Origin of the sequence: Sulfurimonas sp. (assembly GCF_023228785.1) — a bacterium.
Classification (GTDB): domain Bacteria; phylum Campylobacterota; class Campylobacteria; order Campylobacterales; family Sulfurimonadaceae; genus Sulfurimonas.
Genome location: NZ_JALOAN010000034.1, coordinates 1 through 24,986, shown reverse-complemented (window position 1 = coordinate 24,986; position 24,986 = coordinate 1). Strand labels below are relative to the sequence as shown.

General features: G+C 34.1%; 23 protein-coding genes. 11 read left to right on the top strand and 12 right to left on the bottom strand.

Annotated elements, in window-relative coordinates:
- Nucleotides 1–202: 202 nt before the first annotated feature.
- Nucleotides 203–646 carry a hypothetical protein gene (locus M0Q24_RS09035; RefSeq protein WP_295049909.1) on the bottom strand — a complete coding sequence of 148 codons (444 nt, stop codon included), beginning with the start codon at nt 644–646 and terminating at the stop codon, nt 203–205.
- A gap of 156 nt (nt 647–802) precedes the next feature.
- Here M0Q24_RS09035 and M0Q24_RS09030 point away from each other — a divergent pair, with 156 nt between their 5' ends.
- Entirely contained in the window at nt 803–1,915 is a 1,113-nt protein-coding gene (locus M0Q24_RS09030; protein WP_295049906.1) for a SpoIIE family protein phosphatase, read from the top strand.
- A 14-nt stretch (nt 1,916–1,929) separates the two neighbouring features.
- Nucleotides 1,930–4,722 carry an SUV3 C-terminal domain-containing protein gene (locus M0Q24_RS09025; protein WP_295049903.1) on the top strand — a complete coding sequence of 931 codons (2,793 nt, stop codon included), beginning with the start codon at nt 1,930–1,932 and terminating at the stop codon, nt 4,720–4,722.
- A gap of 10 nt (nt 4,723–4,732) precedes the next feature.
- Here the strand turns inward: M0Q24_RS09025 and M0Q24_RS09020 are convergent, their stop codons facing one another.
- Nucleotides 4,733–6,322 carry a methyl-accepting chemotaxis protein gene (locus M0Q24_RS09020; RefSeq protein ID WP_295049900.1) on the bottom strand — a complete coding sequence of 530 codons (1,590 nt, stop codon included), beginning with the start codon at nt 6,320–6,322 and terminating at the stop codon, nt 4,733–4,735.
- Between the two features lie 180 nt (nt 6,323–6,502).
- Between M0Q24_RS09020 and M0Q24_RS09015 the strand changes: the two genes are divergently transcribed.
- Entirely contained in the window at nt 6,503–7,162 is a 660-nt protein-coding gene (locus M0Q24_RS09015; protein WP_295049898.1) for a hypothetical protein, read from the top strand.
- Here M0Q24_RS09015 and M0Q24_RS09010 read toward each other — a convergent pair.
- The 6 genes from M0Q24_RS09010 to M0Q24_RS08985 all read right to left on the bottom strand — a co-directional run bounded on the left by M0Q24_RS09010 (nt 7,159) and on the right by M0Q24_RS08985 (nt 13,475).
- A complete protein-coding gene (locus M0Q24_RS09010; protein WP_295049896.1) occupies nt 7,159–8,157 on the bottom strand; it encodes an iron ABC transporter permease in 999 nt (332 codons plus the stop codon). The two genes, M0Q24_RS09015 and M0Q24_RS09010, sit on opposite strands and share 4 nt — an antisense overlap.
- Nucleotides 8,117–8,848 (bottom strand): ABC transporter ATP-binding protein, encoded by a 732-nt coding sequence (locus tag M0Q24_RS09005; protein WP_295049894.1) that lies wholly within the window; start codon nt 8,846–8,848, stop codon nt 8,117–8,119. The genes M0Q24_RS09010 and M0Q24_RS09005 overlap by 41 nt, the downstream gene beginning before the upstream one ends.
- Nucleotides 8,849–9,640, bottom strand: a complete 792-nt coding sequence (locus M0Q24_RS09000) for an ABC transporter substrate-binding protein (protein WP_295049911.1) — start codon at nt 9,638–9,640, stop codon at nt 8,849–8,851. It lies immediately after the preceding gene.
- Between the two features lie 148 nt (nt 9,641–9,788).
- Complete coding sequence (locus M0Q24_RS08995; RefSeq protein WP_295049892.1) at nt 9,789–11,729, bottom strand: TonB-dependent receptor; 1,941 nt, start codon at nt 11,727–11,729, stop codon at nt 9,789–9,791.
- 60 nt (nt 11,730–11,789) lie between these two features.
- Nucleotides 11,790–11,942 carry a hypothetical protein gene (locus M0Q24_RS08990; protein ID WP_295049889.1) on the bottom strand — a complete coding sequence of 51 codons (153 nt, stop codon included), beginning with the start codon at nt 11,940–11,942 and terminating at the stop codon, nt 11,790–11,792.
- A 69-nt stretch (nt 11,943–12,011) separates the two neighbouring features.
- A complete protein-coding gene (locus M0Q24_RS08985) occupies nt 12,012–13,475 on the bottom strand; it encodes a diguanylate cyclase (RefSeq protein WP_295049886.1) in 1,464 nt (487 codons plus the stop codon).
- Nucleotides 13,476–13,631: 156 nt separating this feature from the next.
- Here M0Q24_RS08985 and M0Q24_RS08980 point away from each other — a divergent pair, with 156 nt between their 5' ends.
- The gene (locus M0Q24_RS08980) at nt 13,632–15,329 is read left to right on the top strand and encodes an EAL domain-containing protein (protein WP_295049884.1); all 1,698 of its coding nucleotides are present in this window, start codon (nt 13,632–13,634) and stop codon (nt 15,327–15,329) included.
- A gap of 28 nt (nt 15,330–15,357) precedes the next feature.
- Here M0Q24_RS08980 and M0Q24_RS08975 read toward each other — a convergent pair whose 3' ends face one another.
- On the bottom strand, nt 15,358–16,752 hold the full coding sequence (locus tag M0Q24_RS08975) for a PAS domain S-box protein (protein ID WP_295049881.1): 1,395 nt from the start codon (nt 16,750–16,752) through the stop codon (nt 15,358–15,360).
- Between the two features lie 76 nt (nt 16,753–16,828).
- Here M0Q24_RS08975 and M0Q24_RS08970 point away from each other — a divergent pair, with 76 nt between their 5' ends.
- From M0Q24_RS08970 to M0Q24_RS08940, 7 genes are all read left to right on the top strand, one after another.
- Nucleotides 16,829–18,154, top strand: coding sequence for an NFACT RNA binding domain-containing protein (locus M0Q24_RS08970; RefSeq protein ID WP_295049878.1), 1,326 nt, complete (start codon nt 16,829–16,831; stop codon nt 18,152–18,154).
- Nucleotides 18,155–18,229: 75 nt separating this feature from the next.
- The gene (locus M0Q24_RS08965) at nt 18,230–18,535 is read left to right on the top strand and encodes a hypothetical protein (RefSeq protein WP_295049875.1); all 306 of its coding nucleotides are present in this window, start codon (nt 18,230–18,232) and stop codon (nt 18,533–18,535) included.
- 29 nt (nt 18,536–18,564) lie between these two features.
- Nucleotides 18,565–19,329, top strand: coding sequence for a phosphatidate cytidylyltransferase (locus M0Q24_RS08960; protein WP_295049873.1), 765 nt, complete (start codon nt 18,565–18,567; stop codon nt 19,327–19,329).
- A gap of 2 nt (nt 19,330–19,331) precedes the next feature.
- Complete coding sequence (gene dxr / locus M0Q24_RS08955; RefSeq protein WP_295049870.1) at nt 19,332–20,390, top strand: 1-deoxy-D-xylulose-5-phosphate reductoisomerase; 1,059 nt, start codon at nt 19,332–19,334, stop codon at nt 20,388–20,390.
- A gap of 21 nt (nt 20,391–20,411) precedes the next feature.
- Entirely contained in the window at nt 20,412–21,389 is a 978-nt protein-coding gene (gene tsaD, locus M0Q24_RS08950; RefSeq protein ID WP_295049867.1) for a tRNA (adenosine(37)-N6)-threonylcarbamoyltransferase complex transferase subunit TsaD, read from the top strand.
- 220 nt (nt 21,390–21,609) lie between these two features.
- Nucleotides 21,610–22,125, top strand: a complete 516-nt coding sequence (gene tpx / locus M0Q24_RS08945) for a thiol peroxidase (RefSeq protein ID WP_295049864.1) — start codon at nt 21,610–21,612, stop codon at nt 22,123–22,125.
- Nucleotides 22,126–22,388: 263 nt separating this feature from the next.
- Entirely contained in the window at nt 22,389–23,141 is a 753-nt protein-coding gene (locus M0Q24_RS08940) for a TIGR04219 family outer membrane beta-barrel protein (RefSeq protein ID WP_295049862.1), read from the top strand.
- Here the strand turns inward: M0Q24_RS08940 and M0Q24_RS08935 are convergent.
- From M0Q24_RS08935 to M0Q24_RS08925, 3 genes are all read right to left on the bottom strand, one after another.
- On the bottom strand, nt 23,124–23,924 hold the full coding sequence (locus M0Q24_RS08935; RefSeq protein WP_295049859.1) for a UDP-N-acetylmuramate dehydrogenase: 801 nt from the start codon (nt 23,922–23,924) through the stop codon (nt 23,124–23,126). The two genes, M0Q24_RS08940 and M0Q24_RS08935, sit on opposite strands and share 18 nt — an antisense overlap.
- A gap of 2 nt (nt 23,925–23,926) precedes the next feature.
- Nucleotides 23,927–24,193: a flagellar biosynthesis protein FliQ gene (fliQ, locus tag M0Q24_RS08930; protein WP_295049856.1), complete on the bottom strand. Its 267-nt coding sequence runs from the start codon at nt 24,191–24,193 to the stop codon at nt 23,927–23,929.
- Between the two features lie 4 nt (nt 24,194–24,197).
- Nucleotides 24,198–24,986 (bottom strand): MqnA/MqnD/SBP family protein (locus M0Q24_RS08925; RefSeq protein ID WP_295049854.1); only part of this gene is annotated, 789 nt, incomplete at its 5' end.

Genomic DNA, 24,986 nt, shown 5'->3' with positions numbered 1-24,986 from the left:
ACAATGTTTTGCTTTCCAAAATAGTAATAGTGCTATTAATTTTGATGTTCTGTTGTACAGTTCGTATTTATTAATAAAAAGAGGGTCTAATCAGCCCTCGCACTATTACTAATAAAATTGTAACCGTTTTGTAACTGTAAACACTCTATATCATAGTAAAGCTGTTACAAATTAGCCTTAAATAGCCTATTTAAGGGCTTTATCAAACTCTTCGTGAGTTTAGTCCCTTTGTGATAGCTTCGTTTATCTCTTTTTTATACTCAGGATTTAATCTACATAGATCCTTATCAAAGTCTATAATTATTTCCTTGCTTGCGTTTGGATGTCTGCATATTGTAAACAAAAAATCCATATAAACATCAAAATCTGGATGCGGTCTAGCTCCTAATTTCGGGTGAATATTTCCATGATGCTTAATGACTGCTCCTAAAGCAAGTTCGAGCTCTCTAGTTGTTGACTTCTTATTTTTTACTATGGATCTTAAATAAGGCAAATCAGTTTTTTGAGCTTGTTTTTGTGGTGTAGCTGAGTTTTTAATATTTGCTTCTTTTTTCTTCTTGCCAGATGGTAGGAAAAGTAGAAATATTAAGATTGCTAAGACGGCGACTAAGCCAAGAATTGACTGTAGAAGGGGTGTTATCTCCATAAATTGTGACCTTAATTATTTTTTATAATCGTATTATATCGGCTTTTTGCTAGATAATACTTTGTCTAACTAACTATCTCTGCTAAAGTTATAAAAAGTAACTTTTCTTATACTCTTTATGTCATAATAACAAAGAAGTGATTTTAGGATAACGCCTTGATAAAAAACAACAGTAATAAAGCATTTCTTAGCGAGGACATCTCTGAGCATTCACTCTTAGAACAGTATCGTCATATTGTTGATGCTACTAACATAGTATCTAAAACTTCCCCTAACGGTGTTATAACTTATGCTAACAAAAAATTTATTGAAATATCTGGTTATACAGAAGCAGAACTACTAGGACAACACCACAATATCCTAAGAAACCCAGATACTCCAAGATCATTTTTTAAAGAACTTTGGCAGACGATAAAGTCTAAAAAAGTGTGGCACGGTGTTATAACAAACATACATAAAAATAAAAGTCGTTATACAGTAGATGTTCATATTTTCCCAATCTTAGATGCAGATGGTGAGATAGTTGAGTACATCGCAATAAGATATGATATAACAAGACTTCAAGAACTTAATGACAAGATAAATGCTCTTTATGCTTATGATCTAGCTCAGCAAAATATTGCTAGGAAAAAACTAGAGATGGGCATAGTAAATAAGCTAGATCCAAAGACAAATAAGATTATTTATAAGCCATCAGATATACTTAGTGGTGATTTTTACTCACTCTATAAATTAGCAGATGGATCAAGATTTTTGTATATTATAGATGGACAAGGACATGGAATCTCCCCAGCTTTGAGTGTTTTTGCAGTATCTTCTACTATAAACCAACTTGTAAAGAGCGCTAGAAGTTTACAAGAGTTAAGTGATGAACTTTTCCCTGCAGTTAAAACCTTTTTAGCAGATGAAGAGCAGTTGTCATACACTATGATTTTTATAGATAAAGAGTCAGAAAAACTAAGTTTTGCCTCTGGTGGAATGTATCCTTTTTTATTAAAAGATAAAAACTCTAAGATAGTAAAAGTAAAAGCAAACAATCTTCCCTTTATGAACTTTTTTGAGGATGTTACTGTAAGTGAACTCGACATTAAAGAGCATGAGTCTCTTTTGATTTATAGTGATGGTTTTGTAGAAGATGAAGATGCCACTCTTGATAGCTTTTCGCCATTTGAACTAATAGCAAAACCAGAGCTTATAGATAGCACAAATGAGATACTCAAGGAGATGAAACTTCAAGATGATGTAACTCTTTTGTTTTTACTCATTTAAAGCTACAATCCTATATGGCAAAGAAAAATAAAAAAAACAGTAAAATAAACCAAAGAATTAAAGATTACTTTGATGGAGATCCCTTTGATGTAGGGATTGAGAGAGTTAGTGGCGAGACTTTGAGCGATCTTTTTAACACTCTTGGGATCTACGATATAGATCACTCAAAAGAGACACTACTAAAAGCTATTCGCATGATCTGGAGTGAAGCTGATTCTGGCTTTCGCTCAGATATACTAAACTTTTTTGCAAGAGATAACAAGATCTATAAGTCATTTAAACCAAAAGAGCAATACCTAGAGAGAGAAGATAAAATCGACTCACTTATAGATGAGGTAGATGCCTCTACGGAAGAAGCCGCCTACTTAAGAGATGCCTTTAAAGAGGTAAGAAGTAAAAAAATAACCATCGAGAAGATGGAGTCAAAACTAAAGCATATTCGTTTTGAGATAAAAAGAGCGAGACTTCAAAAAGCACTTGATGGTATCTTTGATACGAACAACTCATTAGAGTTTAACGCTTCACTTCATTATGTTCTTTACGCCCAAAGTTTTCACAAGATCATGACACTAAATACAAAAGCTTACAGTGACGAGTATATACAAAGTAGTGATGATGAAGAGATTATAAACAAGATCCAAGAAGATAAAGAAAATGTCATAGATGCAAAGCAAAAAGAGGTAAACCTTTTTATAAAAAACTTACCTAAAGAACATCTATATCTAAGCCAAAAAGACATAACAACAGCACTTAGAGCATCACCTCCAAAGTACAAAACTTCATATCCACCACTAAAAGAAAAATTGCTTGAGAGCATCATAGAAAAAGAGTTATATCTTGCAAACTTAGAATTGCACAATGAGGAGCTTTTAGTTAGAATAGAACATAGTTTTTTACTTCCATACTCAGATATAAAACATGACTATAATCTTGAGCTTCACATAGAACTAGACTCACTTTTAAGTGATATTTGGCAGAGTAAAAAACTTGATTTTAAGCAAGTTATAAAAGATGCCTCAATCCATCAAGAAGAAGATTTTCTAGACTCTCTAAAGTCCTTAGTTAAAGAGTGTGATGAATATGCTTCACTGCTACATCTATCAGAAGAAGAGTTACATAAAAGAGTCTATGAAGATCTACTAGAGAGACTTGATGGCTCACTAAACCTTAATCCAAAGGTAGTTCGAAAGACTCTTAAAGCTTTTATAAGTAGTACTCACGACGAGATAGTTAAGATGCAAAGACAAGCGCTACTTGCTAGGACTATCCGTGACTTTAAAAACTTATTTCCAATGGCAAGGAGTATGAGAAGAAAACTGATTCTTCACATAGGACCAACTAACAGCGGAAAAACCTATACTGCAATGAAAAAGCTCGAAGTTGCAGATACTGGATATTATCTTGCACCTCTTAGACTTTTAGCACTAGAAGGCTATGAGGGCTTAAGATCTGATGGTGTTAGTGCATCTCTTATAACAGGCGAAGAGCAGATCTTAGATGCAGATGCTACTCATATAAGTTCAACTATCGAGATGTTAAACTTTGATGTGGATGTGGATGTTTGCGTAATAGATGAGGTACAGATGATAGGTGATCGAGATCGTGGTTGGGCGTGGGCAAATGCTATCATCGGAGCACCCGCAAAAGAAGTTATTATGACAGGCTCTTCAAATGCAAAAGCTGCAATCATTGCACTAGCTGAGTACTTGGGCGAAGATCTTGAAATAGTTGAATTTGAGAGAAAAAATCCTCTTACACTCTTAGAGAGTCCAACTCATCCAAAAGATGTAGAAGCCTCAACTGCAATCATCGCCTTTAGTAGAAAAGATGTGCTTAGACTAAAGCAAGAGTTTTCAAACTCTTTTAGTGTGAGTGTAGTTTATGGTAATCTCTCGCCAGAAGTAAGACGAGAAGAAGCTCGTAGATTTAGAGCTAAAGAGACACAACTTCTTATAGCAACTGACGCTATAGCTATGGGAATGAACCTTCCCATAAAGACTATACTTTTTTCAAAAGCGACAAAGTTTGATGGAGTAAATGATAGAAATCTTGTTGCCTCAGAAGTACAGCAGATCTCAGGAAGAGCAGGGCGCTATGGTTTAAATGAAGAGGGTTTTGTGGGAGCTCTAAATGTTGAAGCTTTAAATATTGTAAGTAAAAACTTTCACAAAAAAGCAAAAGAGATAACCATACCTTTTAATGTGATGGCAAATTTAGAGCATATAAAACTGGTTTCTAGCATCTTAGAAGAGAACTCACTTAGTGAGATCCTGAAGTTTTTTGTAAAAAACATGGAGTTTAATGGTCCCTTTAGGGCTTACAACTTAGATGATATGCTCGAAGCTGCTTTTATAGTAGATGCTTACGATTTAGACATCGCTACAAAGTATCATCTCTCATGTGCACCGCTTACTCTAAAATCACCTTACATAATTGCTGCTTTTGAGAGTTATATCTTAGCCCTAGAGAAAAAACTGCCAATTCCTTATGCACCCCCACAACTAAATAATTCTTGTGCGATAACTGCGCAAGAACTTTTAATAGCAGAAGATATGGTAAAAGAGATATCACTTTATTTGTGGCTTAGTTATCGTTTTGAGGATTATTTTATAGATGCCGAGTTAGCCCGTAGAACTAGAGGCGTCTTAAACAGATATATAGAGGAGTCTCTTGGGCAAACACACTTTGTGCAAAATTGTAGAATATGTTCAGCATCTCTACCTAAAAATTCAAAGTACAATATTTGTCAGGCGTGTTTTAAGAAGAACTATACAGGAAAGTCATATAGAGCAAAGAGAAGAGGCTAATGCCTCTTTCTTAACTCTTGAATTGGTCTATTGTAGATTGTAAAGAGTGCGCGATTTTTACTAGTTTTTCTAAGTCGTTTTCTATACTTAAGATACTAGTATTGTTCGCTGTTGAGATAACATCTATCTTTTGAATCTCTTCGATAATTTCTTCAACACTTTTTGAAATTACTATAGTATCACGAGCAGATTTGTCTGCAACTTTAGTTGATGTTCCAATCGCTTCAGATGTTGAAGAGATCTTTTGTTCAACTTCATTAGAGATGTTAAGTAAGCTCTCTATGCTTTTTGCATTTACATTCATCTTATCACTTACATCATTGATGGACTGAACAATAGTCCCAACGCTAATATCTATCTCTGTTAGTGATTTTTGAGTTCTCTCTGCGAGCTTTCTAACTTCGTCAGCAACAACTGCAAATCCTCGTCCATGCTCACCCGCACGAGCAGCTTCAATAGCAGCGTTAAGAGCTAGTAAGTTTGTTTGCTCAGCTATATCTTTTATAACATTTAACACATCTTTTACTTGGTCAGCATCACTTCTAAGACCTACAAGTTCACTAGAGAGTTCATTCTCTGTCTCAACAAAAGCGCTTACTTCTTTACCTAAAATAGCTAAAGATTCTCTAGCTGTTCCAAGCTCATTATGTGCTTCTTTAACATTTTTTTGTGTCTCTTCTGATGCTCTCATATTTTCAATAAGGAGATCTTTTATAGATAAACTTTTTGTGTTTGTGTTAGCAACAATTGCACGCTCTTGAGCTGTACTTTCACGAATAACATGGCTTGATTGTTCAATCTCAGATGCAATAGAAGTGTTTTTCTCACCAATAGATTTAATCTCATTGATAGTGCTTTGAACCATCTCTATAAACTTATTAACTTCGTTTGCAGTCTCTCCAAACTCATCTTCATTTCTATGAGTTAGTCTTTTAGTTAAGTCTTTATCTCCGCCAACAAGTTCTGAGATGCGTTCTTTTAAATTTGAAAGAGGTCCAAAGATCTCCCTTGTAAAAAAGATACTTGCAGCGATTGTAAATAAGATAGCCCCAATGATAAGTGCTATAAGAAGAGTAGCTTCAGTAGCTGCATTTTGTTCATCGTTTTTATCTAGTGAGACAATCAAATCAACTGCACCAAGCACATAACCTTCTTCTATGTTGTAGTGACAAGAGAGACATTTTTGCTCTGCAATTACAGGTTTTATGAGACGGATAGTGTGATGTCCATTTTCATCTTTTTCTATAACTTTACTATTTTTACTATTGATGACTTCTCTAATAATGGCATCTTTAGTAAACTCTTCTCCTGGAGAATAAACATCAATAACTGCTTGTGATTTTGATACGATTAGGCTTTCTATACCTTCTATGTTTCTTGCACTATCAATTGCATCTTTAACAATCTGAGGATCACCCATCATCATACTAGAAGTCATTGTTTGAAGTATTGATTCGCTTAACATTGCAAGAGACTCTTTTGCTGTCTTTTCTGAGAGTTGTTGAAGAGTTGAAGATAGATAGTAAGTTATACCAAATAGCCCAAGGATACTAAGGGCTACAATAGAGGCGATAACTTTGGATTTAACTGTTTTTAGCATAATGATTTCCTAAAATTTGTTTATATTTTCAATTATAGCAGAATAAGTGCTTAAAGATTCTTTATGAGTCGTTATAAAATATTACAATAGTCAAGTAAATGTTTTTAATGAAAATAAGATTTAAAATTTTCAAACAACTCTTTTATGCTCATTTTATAACAAAGAGGAGATAATGGCACTATGAATAAAAATATATTAATAATTTTAGCTCTTTGCAACACCCTTATAGCTAGTGAAATTTGGATAGATGATATAGCGGCTTTGCATTATGGACAAAAAATAATGCAAGAAACTTCTATAAAAGCTAAAAAAATAAAACAAGATGAAATATCCAAGATCTCCTGCTTAAAGGGTGATGAAATTTTTGAGTTAGTAGATAAAAACCTTAGAGATGATTGTGATGCTGTGTTTGTAGAGCTAAAGAGAGTTTACTATACAAAAACACCATTTGGAACTAAAAAAGTATCTAAAGACAGAACGAAGATGCCTCTTAGTAGTTTTCTTAGCGTTGCATCTATTAAGATGATCTATAAAAATGATGCAACAAAACTATTTAAGGCTCCCTTTGAATTATCACTAAGAACACCACTAGCAAAAATTAAAGTGGGTGATAGAATTAGGTTGATAGTTACTTCTTTTGGCATACCTAAAGCTGGTGTTAGTATCACTTATAACAAAAAAATTGTGACCAAGAGTGACAAAGATGGATTTGTTAGTGTAGAGATGAAACAAGAGGGATTTCAAAAGATTAGAGCATCTTACTCTCAAAAGGGTGATGGTATTAAAAGTGATGAAATTATCCACTCAACAACTTTAAACTTGGAAGTTTTAAAGCCTTAGTTCTTGCTTCTACTTATAATAATGTATATAAAAAATGGTCCACCTATTAGGGCTGTTATGATGCCTATGGGGAGTTCACTTTGAGTTGGAATGGCTCTAGTTATAGTGTCGCAAAAAACTAAGAAAAATCCACCAAATAGGGCTGTTTTTGCAATGCGTTTGTTTGTGGGTTTTTTGTGTAATTTTGCAACTATATGAGGAACTATAAGCCCTATAAAACCAATAGGTCCGCTAACACTCACAAGAACTCCAATAGCAAAAGATGATACTAAAAGAAGTATAAGTGTAACTCTTTTAGTATCAACTCCTCTAAGTTTTGCACCTTCATCAGAGATGCTAAGAAGTTGTAATTCAAACCTATAAATATAGATGACTATAAATAAAACCAAGGCTATAACGCTAATAGTTATGGGATGATTCCAACCTATAATAGAGAGTGAACCCATGCTAAAACGAAGGAGCATATCGTTTTGTATGGCATTTCCAAGGTAGAAGATTATCATTAGTGCTGAGGTGTAAAAGAGTGAAAGAGCGATCCCAAGAAGTAGAAGTGATTCAAAGTGAGAATGCTTTAAAAATCTTGCTAAATAAAGAAGCAAAAGCACACTAAGCATCGCCCCAAAAAAACCAAAAAGGCTAATAGAAGCTATGCCAAAAGCTAAACTTCCAAGTCCGAGTTTTATGGCAATTCCAGCTCCCAAAATTGCACCGCTTGAGACTCCTAAAGTGTAGGGTGTCATAAGTGCATTTCTAAAAAGTGATTGGTACAAAAGTCCACATAGAGCGAGAATAGATCCAGCTGAAAAAGCATAAATAACACGAGGAAGTCTTAACTCAAAAAAGATAGAGTTTGCAAGTGTCTCTTGTGTGAAAACCTCACCTAGATCTAGCCATATAGCACCAACAAAACCTGACGCTAAAAGGATAAAGAGTAGAGATGACCAGATGAAAATCCTAATCATATCGCACCACCAAGCCATCAAACTCAACTTCATAAAGCTCTTTTAGTTTAGCCTCATTATAAAACTCTTCATATTTTTCAAAGTAAGTAGCACTCTTAGACTTTAAAAAGATAGTTGGCGAGTCAATGTAAGATGCAAGATCTAGATCATGCGTTATGAGAATGATTTGATGATATTTTTTTAATCCTTTTATATGTTTGGCTATAGTTTTTGCGTTGTGTGGATCTAGGTTTGCAGTTGGCTCATCTAGTATGATAACCTCGCTTTGTGAGACAAGTGCAGAAGCTAAAGAGACAAGTTGAGCTTCGCCAGAACTTAGTGAGCTTAAAGTGTGAGATCCAAGGTGAGAGATATTTAAAAACTCTAGAGTATTTTTTGCTATCTTTTTATCTTTATCAGAGTAGTCAAAAAAACTATCTTTATAGGCAAATCTACCCAAAAGCACAAACTCTTCTACGTTTATAAACTCATCATAAACTTCAAGTTTAGTTGGCACATAAGTAAGCAGTTTCGCTCTTTGTTTTAAAGAGAGATCTCTAATGTTTTTCTCATTTATATAGACCTCTCCATTATACTCAACAAGCCCACAAATAGTCTTTGCAAGTGTACTTTTCCCACTACCATTTGCCCCTAAAATATTTAAATGTCCACCGATCTCTAAAGAGATCTCTTTTAGTATATTTTTATCGTTATAGTTGATGTTGAGCGAGTCTAGTTTTATCATCTATTGCTCTTCTTTGTAGTTTTGCATCTCATCTGAGAGTCTTTTTATAGTTAGAGCTATGCGGTGTGATGGGATGTGGAGGTAGTCGTCGTCTACAACGCTAATGTTTTTGTTTTTTGAAGCATTTGTTGGGAGTTTATGCCATGCTTTTAGAGCTTTTTCTACATCTACGCCTGACTCTGTTGCGAGAGAGTGTAGGATTATGATCTGATCTGGGTTTAGTGCTATGATGTTTTCATAACTAAGAACCGGTTGTTTGTTTGAGTTAGCGGTGTAAGCGTTAGTGTTAGCACATAGCTTTATGATGTCATTAAAGAAGATATCTCTTCCTGCTATATAGGTGGCTGAGCTTAGATCTTCTTTTAGTCCATAGACTATCATAACGCTGTGTGGACTTTTGTTTTTAGGGATCTTTTCTATAGCATCATCTATATCCTTTATAAGTCTTTTTGCTTCTTTTGAGTCTATATTTTTGGCTAGTTTATCTATGGAATTTTTTATATCTGTTATGGTTTTTAGTTTGAGTGTTAGTGTTTTTATATTAAAGTGTTTTAGTTTGTCTTGTGCCTTTTGGTTGAAGTCTTCTCCAACTACAAGGCTAGGTTTTAAGCTTAAGATCTTCTCTATATTTGGATCTATGTAGTTTCCCACAATGGGGAGATCTTGTGCTTCTTTTGGATGCAAGGAGTAAGCAGAAGTTCCTACAAGTTTATCTCCCATCTTTAGTGCATATACTATCTCCGTGATGGAAGGACTAAGAGAGACAAGTCTCTCTTTTGCATCAAGGCTAATGATAAAAAGTAGGGTTAAGACAATAGCTTTGATGAGCTTCTCCTTTTAAAAATTCTCGAAAAAATCTTTTTCGTAGCTTTAGGGGGTTGCAAGGGACATATGTCCCTGCCACTAAAACGGACGCGTTCGTTTTAGTGTTTAACATCAGTTAGTACTTTAACTTAAACCCAGCTAGAGCTGTTGTTGTGAAGTTTATAGGATAGATAGCATTATCATATATCCATAAACCATTTTTTTGGTTAAATAGGTTGTTTATTTTAGCAAAAACTTCCCAAGACTCTTTTGCATAAGCTATAGAGATATCTGTTGTCATATAAGCATCTTGCTTTTGAGAGAAGTTGTTGTTAAAGTCATCTGCAGCGTAAGCTTTTGAACGGTAGCTCTGAGTTAAGTTGATAGTTGTAGCTCTGTTTGGAGTATATCCAAGCGTCGCTTTTACATTATGGTTTGAAACACCTGGGAGTTTGTTTCCAGAATAGTCACTAGATCCCTCTTTCTCCTTGTCAATTATCGCTTGAACATAGTTGTAATTTAGTGCTAGACTAAACTCAGGGCTAATAATATACTTGTCATACAAATCAACTCCATACTTATAAGATTTATCTATGTTTGTATTTTTAAAAGTGATTGGTTGCATATAGATCTCATCTTTTAAATCAGCATAGTAAAAAGAGATTTTAAATTTATTATCCTTATTTATATTGTTATAACCAAGAGAGTATGTATCAACTTTTGAGGGCTTTATAAAGCCATTGAAACTTACAGTAGGTGTAAAAGTTGGTGGGGGATAAGTTGTTGCAAAAAATCTATCTATATCTGGAGATAAGAAGGAGTGAGTGAAGTTTGCAAAGACAGAACTTTCTTTGTTTATGAGATAGTTATATCCTAATTCAGCGCCATAAAGATTGTCATCTTGTTTTAAATGAGTTGTATAAGCATCATAAATGTAAGCTACATTTTCCAACCTGTAACCTGCTTTAAAACTAGAATTACCTAGCCTATAGTTAGTCATAATGTAAACAGCTTTATTGTTTTTGCTAGTTGTGTTATCTGAACCTTTTCTATCACCATCAAAACCGTCAACACCAAGTTTAATAGATAGTGTATCGCTAGCATAATCAATAGATGCCAAGAGTGATTTATAGTCGTAATTTGCTTCATAAGGCCAAGAAGGAGGTAGAAAAATAGACTTCTTTTTCTCCTGAGACACATTTGCATTTAGTGAGAGTTTATCATTGATGTAGTACTTTATGCCAGCATTTAGAGCATTACTATCGTATTTTTGATGATTTACACCTCCAAAACCTTTTTGATTTGGATTGTTGTTGTATTGATCTTTTGTCATAGCCCCAGCGTAAAAAACATCAGTTCTTGCAAAACTAGCTCCAAGACTTAATTCTAGTTTATCAGTTACAAAGTAAGCTAGATCTAGTGAACCAGTTGAGAATTTATTTTCATCTTTGTTTGCTTCGCTATCTATTTCTCTAGTTCCATTACTTTTTTGTGCCTCAGCACTTGCTGAGACAGATAACTTTTCATCTTTATGACCTATATAAAAAGAGCCATCAGCTAGTCCATAAGATCCAAGATAAAAAGAGAATTCTTTATCATTGTTTTTCTTAGTAACTATGTTTATAACACCAGCATTTGCACCATCTCCACCTACAACAATTCCACTAGATTTTATAATCTCTATACGACTAACAGAAGATGGTGAGATAGAAGAGAGCATTTGAGGAACACCATCTATATTGTTCATTTTTCTACCATTTATAGTTACAACTATATTTTGGTAGCCATCATTACCAAAACCTCTCATATCTAGTTTTTGGCTAAAAGGATTTCCATAGCTAGGTGTTGCAACAATGGAAGTGTGAGAGTTTAAAAACTCATACATATTTTGAACATGAGTTTTTTCTATGTCTTCTTGTGTGTAGATCTCTACCGCATCTGTTGATCTTAACTCATCGGTTTTTATGGCAGTTGAGGTAACGCTAAGTGGTTTTAAAACTATAGTATTTGAAGTCTCGGCTTGAAGTGAACTCATAAGAGCGACTAGGATTAGTGATAATTTTATTTCTTTTTTCATGTGGATCTGTGTCCTTAATTTTAAGTAGTTGTAAAAGTTTTGTTTATATTAGTTTTAAAATTAAGAAACGGGAGGAGAGGTTATTTTTATAGTTAGTGGTTTTTGATCTAGTGTAGATGCAGATGCAAACATCGCTACGAGTTTTTGCTCTGAGGAGTGTGCTTGTATGGCTGCTAGTGAGAAGTAAGAACTTCCAAAACCTTTTGGTTGCATGAGCTGTCAATATCTTTTTGTAAAATTTTGCCTAATTGTAGTCAAATAGCTTTAAGTTTGAGTAAAAATTTATATAGAGACGACTTTGTTTCTTCCACTTTTTTTAGCCTTATAGAGTGCATCGTCAGATCTTCTAACAAAAGAGAGAACATCGTCGTCTGCGTTAAGTTGTGTAACTCCTACGCTTATGGTTTTTTTACCAACTTGTTCGAAGTCATGATCTTGTACTTTTTGTCTAAGGTTTTGAGCAAGCACAAAGGCACTTTTTAGATCTGTCTGAGGTAGTAAAATAATAAACTCTTCCCCTCCCCATCTTCCAAAAATATCTGATGCCCTAATGCTACTAGAGATGAGCTCAACACTCTTTACGATGACCTTATCTCCTACTTGATGACCATAATGGTCGTTGACTTCTTTGAAGTGATCTATGTCTATCATAATTAAAGAGGTGTCATTTTTATGTCTTTTAGACTTTGATATTTCTTGAAATAGGTACTCATTGATCATTCGTCTGTTAAAGATATTTGTCAAAGAGTCTTTAGATGCTAAGTGGTTTAGTTTTTTGTTTGCTTGGACTAAAGATTGTGTTTTTTGCTGGATCTTCATCTCTAGGGTATTGTTTAACTCTTCTAGCTCTTGTTTTGAGTAAACAAGCTCTTTGTGAAGAACACCAAAAAATAGTGTGATGATAAAAAGCAGAGCTATAAACTCTTGAAGATAGATTGTAGTTTCTTTTGCCCCAAATATAGAAAAAGGGCCTATGAGATCTGAGGTGTAGTAGATGGAAATAAGAGAGATGAAAAAAGCCAGTATAAGTGCTGGAAGAATACCTTGCTTATAAACTACCCACAAAAGAAGTAATATAAATATAAGTGGAGTCGTTGGTGGAAGAAGGTTACTATCGCTAAAAGAGAAGAGCATAATGGCAAGATAGATGCTAAAGCCTACGATACTTATGTTTTGGAAGTCAAACTCGTAGGATTTTAGTGATTTGTAATTCTCTTTGAAGATAACCATGATGGGGGTTAGAAGTAAGATACCTACCGCATCTCCAAAGTACCAAATCCTCCAAAACTCAATAAAACTAGCATCTGAGCCTATTTGAGTATAGTAAATTAAGGCTCCAAAGATAGCGCCTATCATTGGCATAATGTTAAGTCCTACTAGAAAAAAGGCTAAAAAATATTTTGTATTGGTAAAGTTTTGCTCATTATTTTTAGAAAACTTTTTGATTATAAATGCGGCGATAGAAGTCTCTAAGACATTTACAACTCCAAACTGCAAAGCTTCAATTGTAGTAAAGACACCATAATCTGCTACAACTTCAGCAAGTAAAAAAAATGGTATGAAATATTTCCACTCTTTTTTATCTTTTATAAGAAAAAATGCCAAAAGCATGGAGTTTGGAAGCCATGCAATAGCAATTCCTGATGGCATTGTTACATAGTTTATGCTCAAATAACCAAGAAATACATATGTAAATGAGAAAAATAAGGCTGTAAAAATATTTTTTCTCTCAAGATAAAATTGCATAATAGACTCTCATATTCATTGGTTTTTGTTGAAGTTACAAAGTGTTAAAATTCAAACTAAGTTTATCTAAAAAGAGTTTCAACTTTTGTTTAAATAACAATTTTGTTTTTATGAGTTAAAATGCACTAACACTAAAATTAACAAATGGATACTTTGATGGATAAAGAGCAGTTTGCCCAGTTGATAAAAAGTACTAAAAAATTAAATTTACTTTATGTTGAAGATGATAAAAAAGCGAGAGAAGCTACTCTAAACTTCTTAGAGACTTTTTTTCTAAAAATCGATACAGCAGTAGATGGTGAACAAGCTTACGCCAAAATAGAGCTAAAAGAGTATGACTTAATAATCACAGATATAAACATGCCAAAAATGAACGGCTTAGAACTTATCCAAAAAATTAGAGCCATTGATCTATACATTCCCATCTTAATTCTCTCTGCTTATGACGATAAAGACTACTTTGTGCAAAGTATAAAGTATGGAGTAGATGGATATATACTAAAGCCTGTGGAACTTGAACAGTTTTATACCATGATATCCAAGGTAACAAACAAGATCATTTTAGAGAAATCTTTAGCAGAGTATAAAAATAACTTAGAGCAAAAAGTAGAAGAAAAAACACTAGAATTAAGACGAATGTGTTACCAAGAATATTACACAGATCTACCAAATGCCCAAAAACTCCAAGTTGATATGCTTGAAGGAGAGTATGATTACCTTCTTCTTTTGGATATGTCTAACTTTTCAACCATTAACAAAGAGTACGGGAAAGTTTTTTCTAACCAAGTTTTATCAAAAACAGCACGAAGTTTAGAGCATCACATACATAAAAAAGCAAGACTTTATAAAGTAGAATCCGATAGATTTGTTATACTGCTTCGTGAAACTTCACTTGAAGAATTACATGATTACTGCAAACAAATAGTTGCCTTTTTTGATAATAAAAATGTAAAGATAGATGAGGTAGAACTTCATGTAACCTTTAATATAGGTATATCTACTAGAAAAGAAAATGCAGCACAAACACTAATAAATAGCGAATATGCACTAGATACATCCAAAGATCTAGGAAGCAGACATTATGAGATTTTTAATGAAAATAACAGTTTTTTTAGAGACGAGAAAAAAGCTATAGAGTGTCTTAAAATTACAAGAGAACTTGTTTTAGAAGATATGATAGAACCTTATTTTCAAGCTATAGTTGATATCAAAACTAAAGAGATAAAAAAGTATGAAGTTTTAGCTCGTGGAGTCACCAAAGATGCTATTGTACTTCCTGAGCGTTTTATAAAACCAGCTGAAAAACTAGGACTAATGACTTCTATAACTAAAGTTATGATAAATAAAAGTTTCGTTTTTTTTAGAGATAAAGAGTATGATTTTTCTATAAATATAACAGAGAGAGATCTGCTAGATGGTTATCTTTGCAGATTTTTAAAAGAAAAACTAGAGTTTTACAAAGTAGATGCAAAAAGGGTTACTTTTGAAATAAAAGAGAGTATAACTCTTGCAAAAGACTATACAAAAATCATGAAAGAGATAGATGCCCTAAGAGAGATGGGCTTTAAAATAGCCATAGATGATTTTGGTGTAAATGAATCTAACTTTAGTAAACTTATAAGCATAGATATAGACTTTATAAAAATAGATCAAGCCTTTATAAAAAAATTAAAACAAGATAAAAAGAGTCAAAAAAACTTAAAAGCCATAGTAAACTTTGCTAAAACTTTGGATATCCAAACTATTGCTAAATTTGTAGAAGATGAAGAAACATATAAGATTATACAAGAGTGCGAGGTTGATTTTGTACAAGGTTATTTTATAGCAAAGCCAGAATCTACCTTAGTAAAGTAGTAACTCTCAAAAATAAAGAATCTTTGTTTTATTGTGTAGCATCAGGTGGCAGTGAAAATTCATTAGGATTTAGGGTTATCCTAAACATAGCTCCCTCAAAGGTGTTAAAAGCTTCAAGAGTTCCAAAGCAGTGATTTTCTATAATGATTTTGCTCATATATAGACCAAGCCCAGTTCCATTCTTTTTGCTTTTTGTTGAGAAATATGGATCAAAAATCTTCTCCATCAACGCGTTATCAATACCTCTCGCGTTATCAAAAACTTCAAAAACAGCCTTGCCATTTAGCTTGTATGTTTTTATCTCTATGATGCCGTTTTTGATACTATTTTCTACTATAGCATCTTCGGCATTTTTTATAAGATTTAATACAACTTGCTCAAATTCATTTTCATAGATACAAAACTCATCCTCAAAATGGTTTTGAAAGCTTATGATGATATCTCGTTTGTCAAGAGAAGTCTTTACTATCTGAATAGTTTTGTTTAGGATTGATTCAAAGCTTGTTTTTGTCAAAACTTTAGAGTCTATAAAAAAGTTTCTAAAGTCATTTATGGTTGAGCTTAGATGTTGAGAGTAAGCTTGAATATCTTTGATGCCACTCTTTAGTGTTGCTATATCAATATCTTTTAAAATCATCTTTACTTCAAGTGAAGATGCAGTTGAAGAGATGGCAGCTAAGGGCTGTCTCCATTGATGAGCTATCATGCTTAACATCTCCCCCATTTGGGCCATCTTACTCTGTTTTAGCATGTGTTGTTCTTTTTCTTGAGCCTCTGCAATGGCTTTTGAGATTCTCGCTTTTAATGACTCGTTTAGGTTCTCTAGCTCTTTTTTGCTTGTAATATCTTGTCTTATAGAGTTATACTCTATAACTTTTCCAGATCCATCTAAAACAGGAGAAACTATAGCATCTACCCAGTAAAAGCCACCATCTTTAGTAGAGTTTTTTATCTCTCCTCTCCATGTTTTTCCAGCTTGTAAGGTTTTTAACATTTCTTCATACATAGCTTTTGGCATATCGCCGTGTTTTATAAGGTTGTGATTTCTTCCTATGAGTTCTTCTTTTTTATAACCAGAGAGTTTGCAAAAGAGTTCACTCGCATAGGTAATTTTTCCATCCATATCTGTAGTCGAAGCGATAACATTTTTGTCAAAATCTAAGAGTATGTTTTTTAATTTTTTTTCTAGTTTGTCATTTGTTTTAAGGAGCCTTTTTTCTCTTTTTACAAGAGTGTAACTTGTATATGTAACTAGAGCTAAAACTATGATAGAACCCTCTTTGGCGATGTCTATAATGTTTTTATCTGCCATATAAGGAGTGTAAAAAAATAAAATCGCAAAAATAGCCATCAGCAAAAAGGCTATGGGTGTTAAGATACTAGATCTTATGTTTTTTAGTTTAGGGCTAATTTTATTTTTCATTAATTTATCCTAGGGTTATAAGGCATTATATAGGCGATGGACTTAAAGTTGTTTTATATTTGCTAGAATAGCTTTTATGAAATACTCACACTTAAAACAGATAAAAGATTATTTTTCAAATTTCCAAAAAATTTCGGCTATTCATAGAGTAAGTGATACTATTGTAAAAGTAGCATTTGATAGAGATGATGAAGTTTACTTTGAGATGCAACGCTCAAATTCTAAAATATTTAGATGTGACTCTTACACTCGTTCAAAAGTCTATAATGCACCTTTTGATGTAGTGCTCTCAAAGCGCTTTAATCGTGCAAATATTTTAGAGGTAGATCTTGTAGATGATGATAAGATTTTAAGGTTTAAAACCTCTGTAGCATCGGCTTATAAGGAAGAGATAACTTATCTGCAGTTTGAGTTTACTGGGAAGTATACAAATGTTATCATTTTTGATGAGGATGAAATAGTTTTAGAAGCTTTGCGACATGTTGATATTTTTTCTTCTTTTCGTGAAGTAAAAGTTGGGCAAAAACTTCTAAGTGTTCCATCTGCTCCATACACTCCAAAAGAGTACCCCATAGACGATGTTGAGAAGTTTTTGTATGATGAGTATCAAAGAGAGTTAGATGCAAAACTAAAGAACTTAAAAAAACAAAAGCTTCTAGTGCTAAATAAGAGACTTCAAAAACTTCAAAAACTTCAATCTATGCTTGAAGATGAAACAGGACTAGCTCAAGAGGCACAAACAGCACAACTTCATGGTAATTTAGTCTTGTCAAATTTACATAATATTAAAGCATATCAAAAAAAGATTGAGCTACAAGATTATGATGGAAAGCTTGTTGAGATTGAGCTTGCAAAAGAGTTTTCAAGTCCTTCATCTATGGCACAAGCACTTTTTAAAAAGAGTAAAAAAGCAAAACAAAAAGCTTTGCATTTACATATTGAAAGAGCATCAATTCTTTCTAAGATAGAACACGCAAAACTCTTTATTGCTATAGTTGAAGATGCTAAAGATATGGCAAAACTAGAGCTTTTATTTCCAAAGCAAGTACAGGCAAAAAAACTAAAAGTTAGTGATTCTATAGAGTCATTTTGGATAGAAGGATATAAAGTTCAACTTGGTAAAAATGAAAAAGGAAATATAGAACTACTAAAGAGTGCAAAAGCAAAAGATATTTGGATTCACATGAAAGACAGACCATCAGCACACCTAATCATAACAACAGATAAACAAAATGTTGCAGAACATATCATAAGAGAAGCGGCAAAACTATGCGTAGAATTCAGCACAGCTCAAAAAGATAAGTTTTTGGTCGATTATACCCCTAGGCGAGAAGTTACAATACAAAGTGGTGCAAATGTACTTTACAACAAATACAAAACCATAGAAGTAGATGTAAGGTAAAAGGGACTTGTTCCTTTGTGGGACTAATTAAATAGTAGTCCCTTGAATTTATAAAATAAATTAAAGGAGTATGTTATGGCAGTAGGTGCAATCGGAAATGCTATTTTTGTAAACCAGATGACTGCAAATGCATCTTCTTTACAAAATGCTCATAATAATCGTGTAGACTTTCAAAATATGGTAGCACAAGCTGCGATGCAAGAAAAAGATGAAAAAGTTCTTGAAGTTCGTCCAGCTGAAGAGACTCATGAGATAGATCCTGATCGTGAACATGAAAAAAACTCAGCCGATCAAGATACTGCTAGAAGTGAACATGATGAAAAAGAGGATGAAGAAGAAGAGAAAGCCCCATCTCTTCATAAACTAGATATTAAAGTCTGATTTGGTATAATCCTTGAAAAAGGAGATTTATGGAATTTTTAAAAGCTTTTGGCTCAAATAAAGAGAGAATCATAACGGGTTTATCACTTATTGTCGCGGTTCTTATCATAGGTTTTATAGATAATTTTTTTCTAATGTGGGCAGTTCTTGGAGTTGTCTATCTTCTAGCTTTTAAAGAAGCTCTTGCCCTTTTTGAACTTAAAAATGATTCGCTTATTATTTACGCTCTTGGTATTTGGATAGTTGCTGCATTTTATCCTTATGGAGACGATCTTTTTATTTTAGCAGGAGTTGCTTATGCAAGTGCAGTAGCTTTTGATAAAGAGCTAAAATGGAATAATTTCCTTCCCTTTATATACCCAACTGCAGGAATGCTTTTTATCTTTACAATGTACCAAGAGTATGGAATGCTAATGATGTTATGGCTATTGGTTATTGTAGCAATGACAGATGTTGGGGCTTATGCTGTGGGCAAGAGTATTGGTAAAACTCCTTTTAGCCAGACAAGCCCAAACAAGACTATGGAAGGTGTAGTTGGTGGTGTGTTGGTCGCTACAGTTGCTGGTATGTTTGTAGGGCTTAGTGTGGTAGATCTAGCAGACTCTTTTGTAATCTCTTGTATGGTCGCGATTAGTTCTATCTTTGGAGACTTATTTGAGAGTTCACTAAAAAGAAGTGCAGGTGTAAAAGATAGCGGAAATATACTCCCAGGACATGGTGGTATCTTAGATCGTATAGATGGCTATCTCTTTGGAGCAATCGTTATGCTAGTACTTCTTCGTGGACTTGTATAGAAGTGATACTTCTAGGCTCAACTGGTTCCATAGGAGTAAATACACTTCTTGTTGCTAAAAAATTTAATATAAATGTAGAGGTTTTGGTTTGTGGGAGAAATATTGCGCTTTTAAATAAGCAGATATTGGAGCACTCTCCTAAGCTTGTAGTTATCGCAGATGCTTCTGATATAGAGAAGGTAAATCACCCAAATGTATTCTCGGGAACAGATGCTATTTTAGAAGTTATAGAAGATACTAAGTCTGATCTAGTTGTAAATGCACTAGTCGGATTTTTAGGTCTTCGTCCAACACTAAAAGCACTAGAGTGCGGAAAAAGAGTTGCATTAGCTAACAAAGAGTCACTTGTAGCTTGTGGTGCTTTTATAGATGTGAGCAAGATCCAACCCATAGATAGTGAACATTTTGGTCTTTGGTATCTTATGCAAGATAGAGAAGTTAAAAAAATGATAATCACTGCATCTGGTGGAGCTTTTCGTGATTGGGATATTAAAAAACTCCAAAATGCTAGCTTAGCAGATACTCAAAAACATCCAAATTGGTCAATGGGGCAAAAGATAACAATAGATAGTGCAACAATGACAAACAAGATGTTTGAACTACTTGAAGCTAGATGGCTCTTTGGCGAGGGCGAGTATGATGCTATTATAGAGACAAAGTCGCTCATTCACGCTCTAATAGATTTTAAAGATGGCTCAACGACTGCACACTTTGCTCGTGCATCTATGCAACTTCCTATAGCCTATGCATTAGATAAGAAGATGAATGAAAACATCTTAGATCATGTTAATTTATTAGAAATTGGCTCATTAGAGTTTCGTGAGATCCAGACAAGTAGATACCCCATTTGGGAGATAAAAGAAGAATTACTTAAAAACCCTGCTCGTGGTGTTGTAGTAAACGCTGCAAATGAGGTTGCAATAGCTAAGTTCATAAACAAAGAGATAGGATTTATGGATATTTCTAAAACAATTATAGAAGCCTTTGATAAGTTTAGTGAGATACCAAGAAGTGTAGAAGATGTGTTTGCAATTGATAGAGAAGTTAGAAGTAACTTATAAATATTAAAAGATGGAAAGTTTATGATACTAAGTATAGAGAGCTCGTGTGATGATAGTGCGATAGCTATCACAGATATAAAAACAAAAAAACTTCTTTTTCATAAAAAAATATCTCAAGAGTTAGAGCATAGTGTGTATGGTGGAGTGGTTCCTGAGCTCGCAGCGCGCCTTCATGCAGAGGCACTTCCAAAGATCTTAGAGCAAGTCAAACCCTATTTTAGTGAGTTAAAAGCTGTAGCTGTAACTTCTACCCCTGGCTTAGCAGTAACGCTTGTTGAGGGTGTGACAATGGCAAAAGCGATCTCAATTGCACTAGAGATTCCCCTCATCTCAGTTAACCATCTCATCGGTCATATCTACTCTCTGTTTATAGATAAAGAGACGCAGTTTCCTTTAACTGTTTTGTTAGTTTCAGGAGGACACACTCAAGTGATGCAAGTTGAGTCTATAGAGAGCATAACAACTATTGCAAAGAGCATGGATGATAGCTTTGGAGAGAGTTTTGACAAGGTTGCTAAGATGATGGATCTAGGCTATCCAGGTGGACCTGTGATACAAGAGTTAGCAAAAGATGGAGATAGAACAAGGTATAACTTTACTATTCCGCTCTCACAATCACCACTTATCGCATTTTCATACTCAGGGCTAAAAAATGCTGTTAGAGTTGCACTACAAGATGCCAGCAAGAGTGACTACAAAGATATAGCAGCTTCTTTTGAACATATTGCTACTATGCATCTAGTGCAAAAACTAAAAAAGTACTTTAAAAAAGTTCAACCAAAAACCTTTGCAATAGTTGGTGGAGCTAGTGCAAATCTATACTTAAGAAGCGAGATAGAAAAATTACTAAAACCACACAATGCAAAATTACTTCTTAGCGAGTTAAAGTATTGTTCAGACAATGCAGCTATGATAGGACGAGTGGCTATTGAGATGTATGAGAAAAAAATGTTTACTCACCTAGATGAACTCTCTATATCTGCAAAAAGTAGTATATAATATACCTAACACTAAGTAGAATGTTTCTATTTAGAAAAGGCTGACTAAAATATTAGAAACTTAAGTAAAACTTATTAAAAAACACAATTTTTCTAAATAAGAGTTTTTTTATCCGATTTTACTTATACTTCTCCTGTCCAATTAATAAATCACAAAAAAGTGATTCTTTTTTACTCAATTTTGAAGTAAAAAATAAGATACAATAAATCAAGGAGCCAAAATGGCAACAGTAACATTCAAAAATGACATCGTATGTAATTTAGCGGGTAATGAGATCAACGTAGGCGATACAGCACCAGTTACTACAGTAGTAAACTGTGATCCAATGCTTCAAGATGAGCAAATCGGTGGAACTGGCAAAGTTCAACTTGTTGTTGCAGTACCATCACTAGACACTGGTGTTTGTGACGCTGAGACTAGAAGATTTAACACAGAAGCAGCAGCACTAGAAGGTGTTGAGGTTATTACAGTCTCTATGGATCTACCGTTTGCAGCTGCAAGATGGTGTGGAGCGGCTGGAATTGAAAACTTAAAAGTTTGTTCTGACTTTAGAAACAAAGATTTCGCGAACAACTATGGTGTACTTTTAGCTGATGGACCACTTGCAGGAATTACAGCAAGAGTTATTTTTGTAATAGGTAAAGATGGAAAGGTAACTTATAAGCAAGTTGTTCCAGAGATTACAACTGAGCCTAACTATGAAGAAGCTATAGCAGCTGCAAAAGCTGCTCTATAAGCTTTCTTTAGAAAGCAAGCTTTATAAGCGCAGCTTCTTTAGAAAAGCTGCTCTCTAGTCAAACGTTCCTAAGATAATTTTCAAGAGTTACACTACTTCCCCTCTTTGTAACTCTTGGCGCCTTTGGTGCCAAAACAAAATGAATTGATAACTCATTTTATTCTTCCTCCTTTTTTAGGGCTTTTATGCCCTAAAATTTTTCTTTTAAAGTCTATAATTATAATCACTTGCTATAATAATGAAAATTATTATTAGGAAATTCAATGAAAAAAATAGTAACAACACTCTTATTTGTTGGAGTTTGTCTCTGTACCGCTAATGCAGATACGATGAAAGTAGAAGCAGGGATTGGTTTATGGGATCAAAAATCAAGTGGAAAACTAAGCTACACTGATAATGGCGCAAATGGTCGCTATAGTTCAAGTGAGCCTACTAATTCATCTATGTACTTTTGGGCACTAATTAAACATCCAGTACCAATTGTCCCAAACATAAGATTAGAGTATGCATCTGTTGAAGATTCTGGTGTGGGTAGTGGTAAATTTAAAGAGTTTAATATAGGAAATACAACTACTAAAGTGGCTTACGATATGAAGCAGTATGATATTATTCCATATTATAATATCTTAGATAATACCGCTTGGACTACATTAGATCTTGGTTTGGATATAAAAATTGTTGAGGCTTCTTTAGATGCAGATCCAAAAGTTCCATTATTTTATGGCTATTCACAGAGTGAGACTATAGCTATTCCACTTCTATATTTAAGAGCTCGTGTTGAGATCCCATCAACAAACATTGGCTTAGAGAGTGATATAAAATATGTAGCTTATAGTTCAAATAGTGTCTATGATGTCCGCGTAAAAGTTGACTACACTTTTGATATATCACCAGTAGTTCAACCAGCTATAGAACTAGGTTATAGGGTTCAAAAAATCGATGTAGAAGATGGAAGCGATTTTGATATTGATTTGAAGTTTGCAGGATTTTATGGAGGTCTAATGCTTCGTTTTTAACCATCTCTCATCTAGTATAATCACTTCGCACTCTAAAGAGATGCCAAACTCTTGAAGAACTCTTCTTTGAGCTTCTTCTATGAGTGCGATGGCATCTTCAAAAATACCACCTCCACTATTTAGTAAAAAGTTTGCATGTTTAGTGCTAAATTCCATCGCTCCTACTCTTTTTCCTTTTAATCCAACCGCTTCAATTAGTCTACCAGCATAGTCACCTTTAGGATTTTTAAAACAACTCCCTGCACTAGCTCCACTTGGCTGATTTGCCCTCATCTTTTTAAATAGCTCTGCTTTTTCATCACTATAACCATACTCAAGAATAAATGATGCTTCTAAAATAGGTTCTTTTATATCTGTATTTCTGTAGCCATAGTTGATACTTTTTTTCTCAAATTTGCCTTTTGTTGTTGTGATATTAAGAAGATTATTGAAGATCTCATACTCTTTAAGTCCAGCGTTCATGTAGACTAAACCGCCCAAAGTTCCTGGCAAATGTGAGACAAATTCAAAGTTAGCAATATTGTTTTTTTTGCAAAAAGAAGCTAATTTTCCAGAAGGAGTGGCAGCCCCGATTTTTAAAATATTATCTTCTATTTTTATGTAGTCGTATTTCTTAGAGAGTTTCATAAGTTTTGGAATATTGGACCCAACTAGAACATTATTACAAGATCCAATAAGAAAATAATCATCATTAAAATCATTTGGATCTTCTAAAAGAGTAACTTCGTGAACTCCTCCTATCTTGATAGAAGAAAATTTTGCAAAGTCTATAGTTTTAGTCATTACTACTCTATAAAGCTTGGCATCATATTAAAGACATTTGTAGAGAAATCTATCATGGAGTTTAGCATCCACGGCATTGTAAGGATAATGACAACAACTACGCCTATGATTTTTGGGATAAAAGAGAGAGTCATCTCGTTTATCTGAGTAGTCGCTTGAAAGATACTAACAGCCAAACCTAAAAACATACCGGTAAGAAGTCCTGGAAGAGCAAGAAGTAGTGCTATCTTAAAGGTTTCAATCCCGAGTGCTATTAGTTTGGCTTCCATCAGTTTATGAGTTCCTAAGTTCTTTATACTCTGTTGGTATGAGATAATCTTCGGCTTTAATGAGTGTGTCGTAAAACCCGTGCTTATATCCAAGTTCAAAAAGCTTATTTATAGCACGATACTGGATCTCACTTAGAGTGATAGAGTCATCATTTGCATAGAGCTCTAAATATCTATCTAGCGTATCTGCATCAATTCGCACTAGATCTCGCTCTATAAGCATCTTTGAGAGTCTATCTTTATGCTCTCTTGCAACTGCAACGGCCTTTGTTAGAGTCGCTTCATACTCTATGGCTTTGTTGAGTGGAAGTGAGCGTCTTATTGCCATTCCACCAAGAGGAAGAGGGAGTTCATCTCCAGCTAGCTCTTGCCAGATATCCCACATCTCACGCTCTACTTCTAATCTATCATCAAACTCCAAAATACTCTCATGGATTAATACTCCAGCATCTACGCTTCCACTTAAAACAGCCTCTTCAATCTCTAAGAAGTTCATGTAGGTGATTCTAGCATCTGGGTAAGCTATGCGAAAGAGCATCGCATTTGTAGTGTGTTTGCCACTAAGAGCTACTTTGAAGTTTCTCTTTAGAGTAGCTCCTTTTTTCTTTATAAGTTTTGGACCATAACCCTCGCCAAAACTAACAGCAGTTCTAAGCGGTGCATACTCCTCTTTTATATGCGGATATAGTGCAAAACTAATAGCTACTATGTCATAAACCCCATTTAGGGCATCCTCATTTAGTGTTTGAATATCTTTTGCGATATTATCAAAGTTGGTGTTTTTCATATCTAC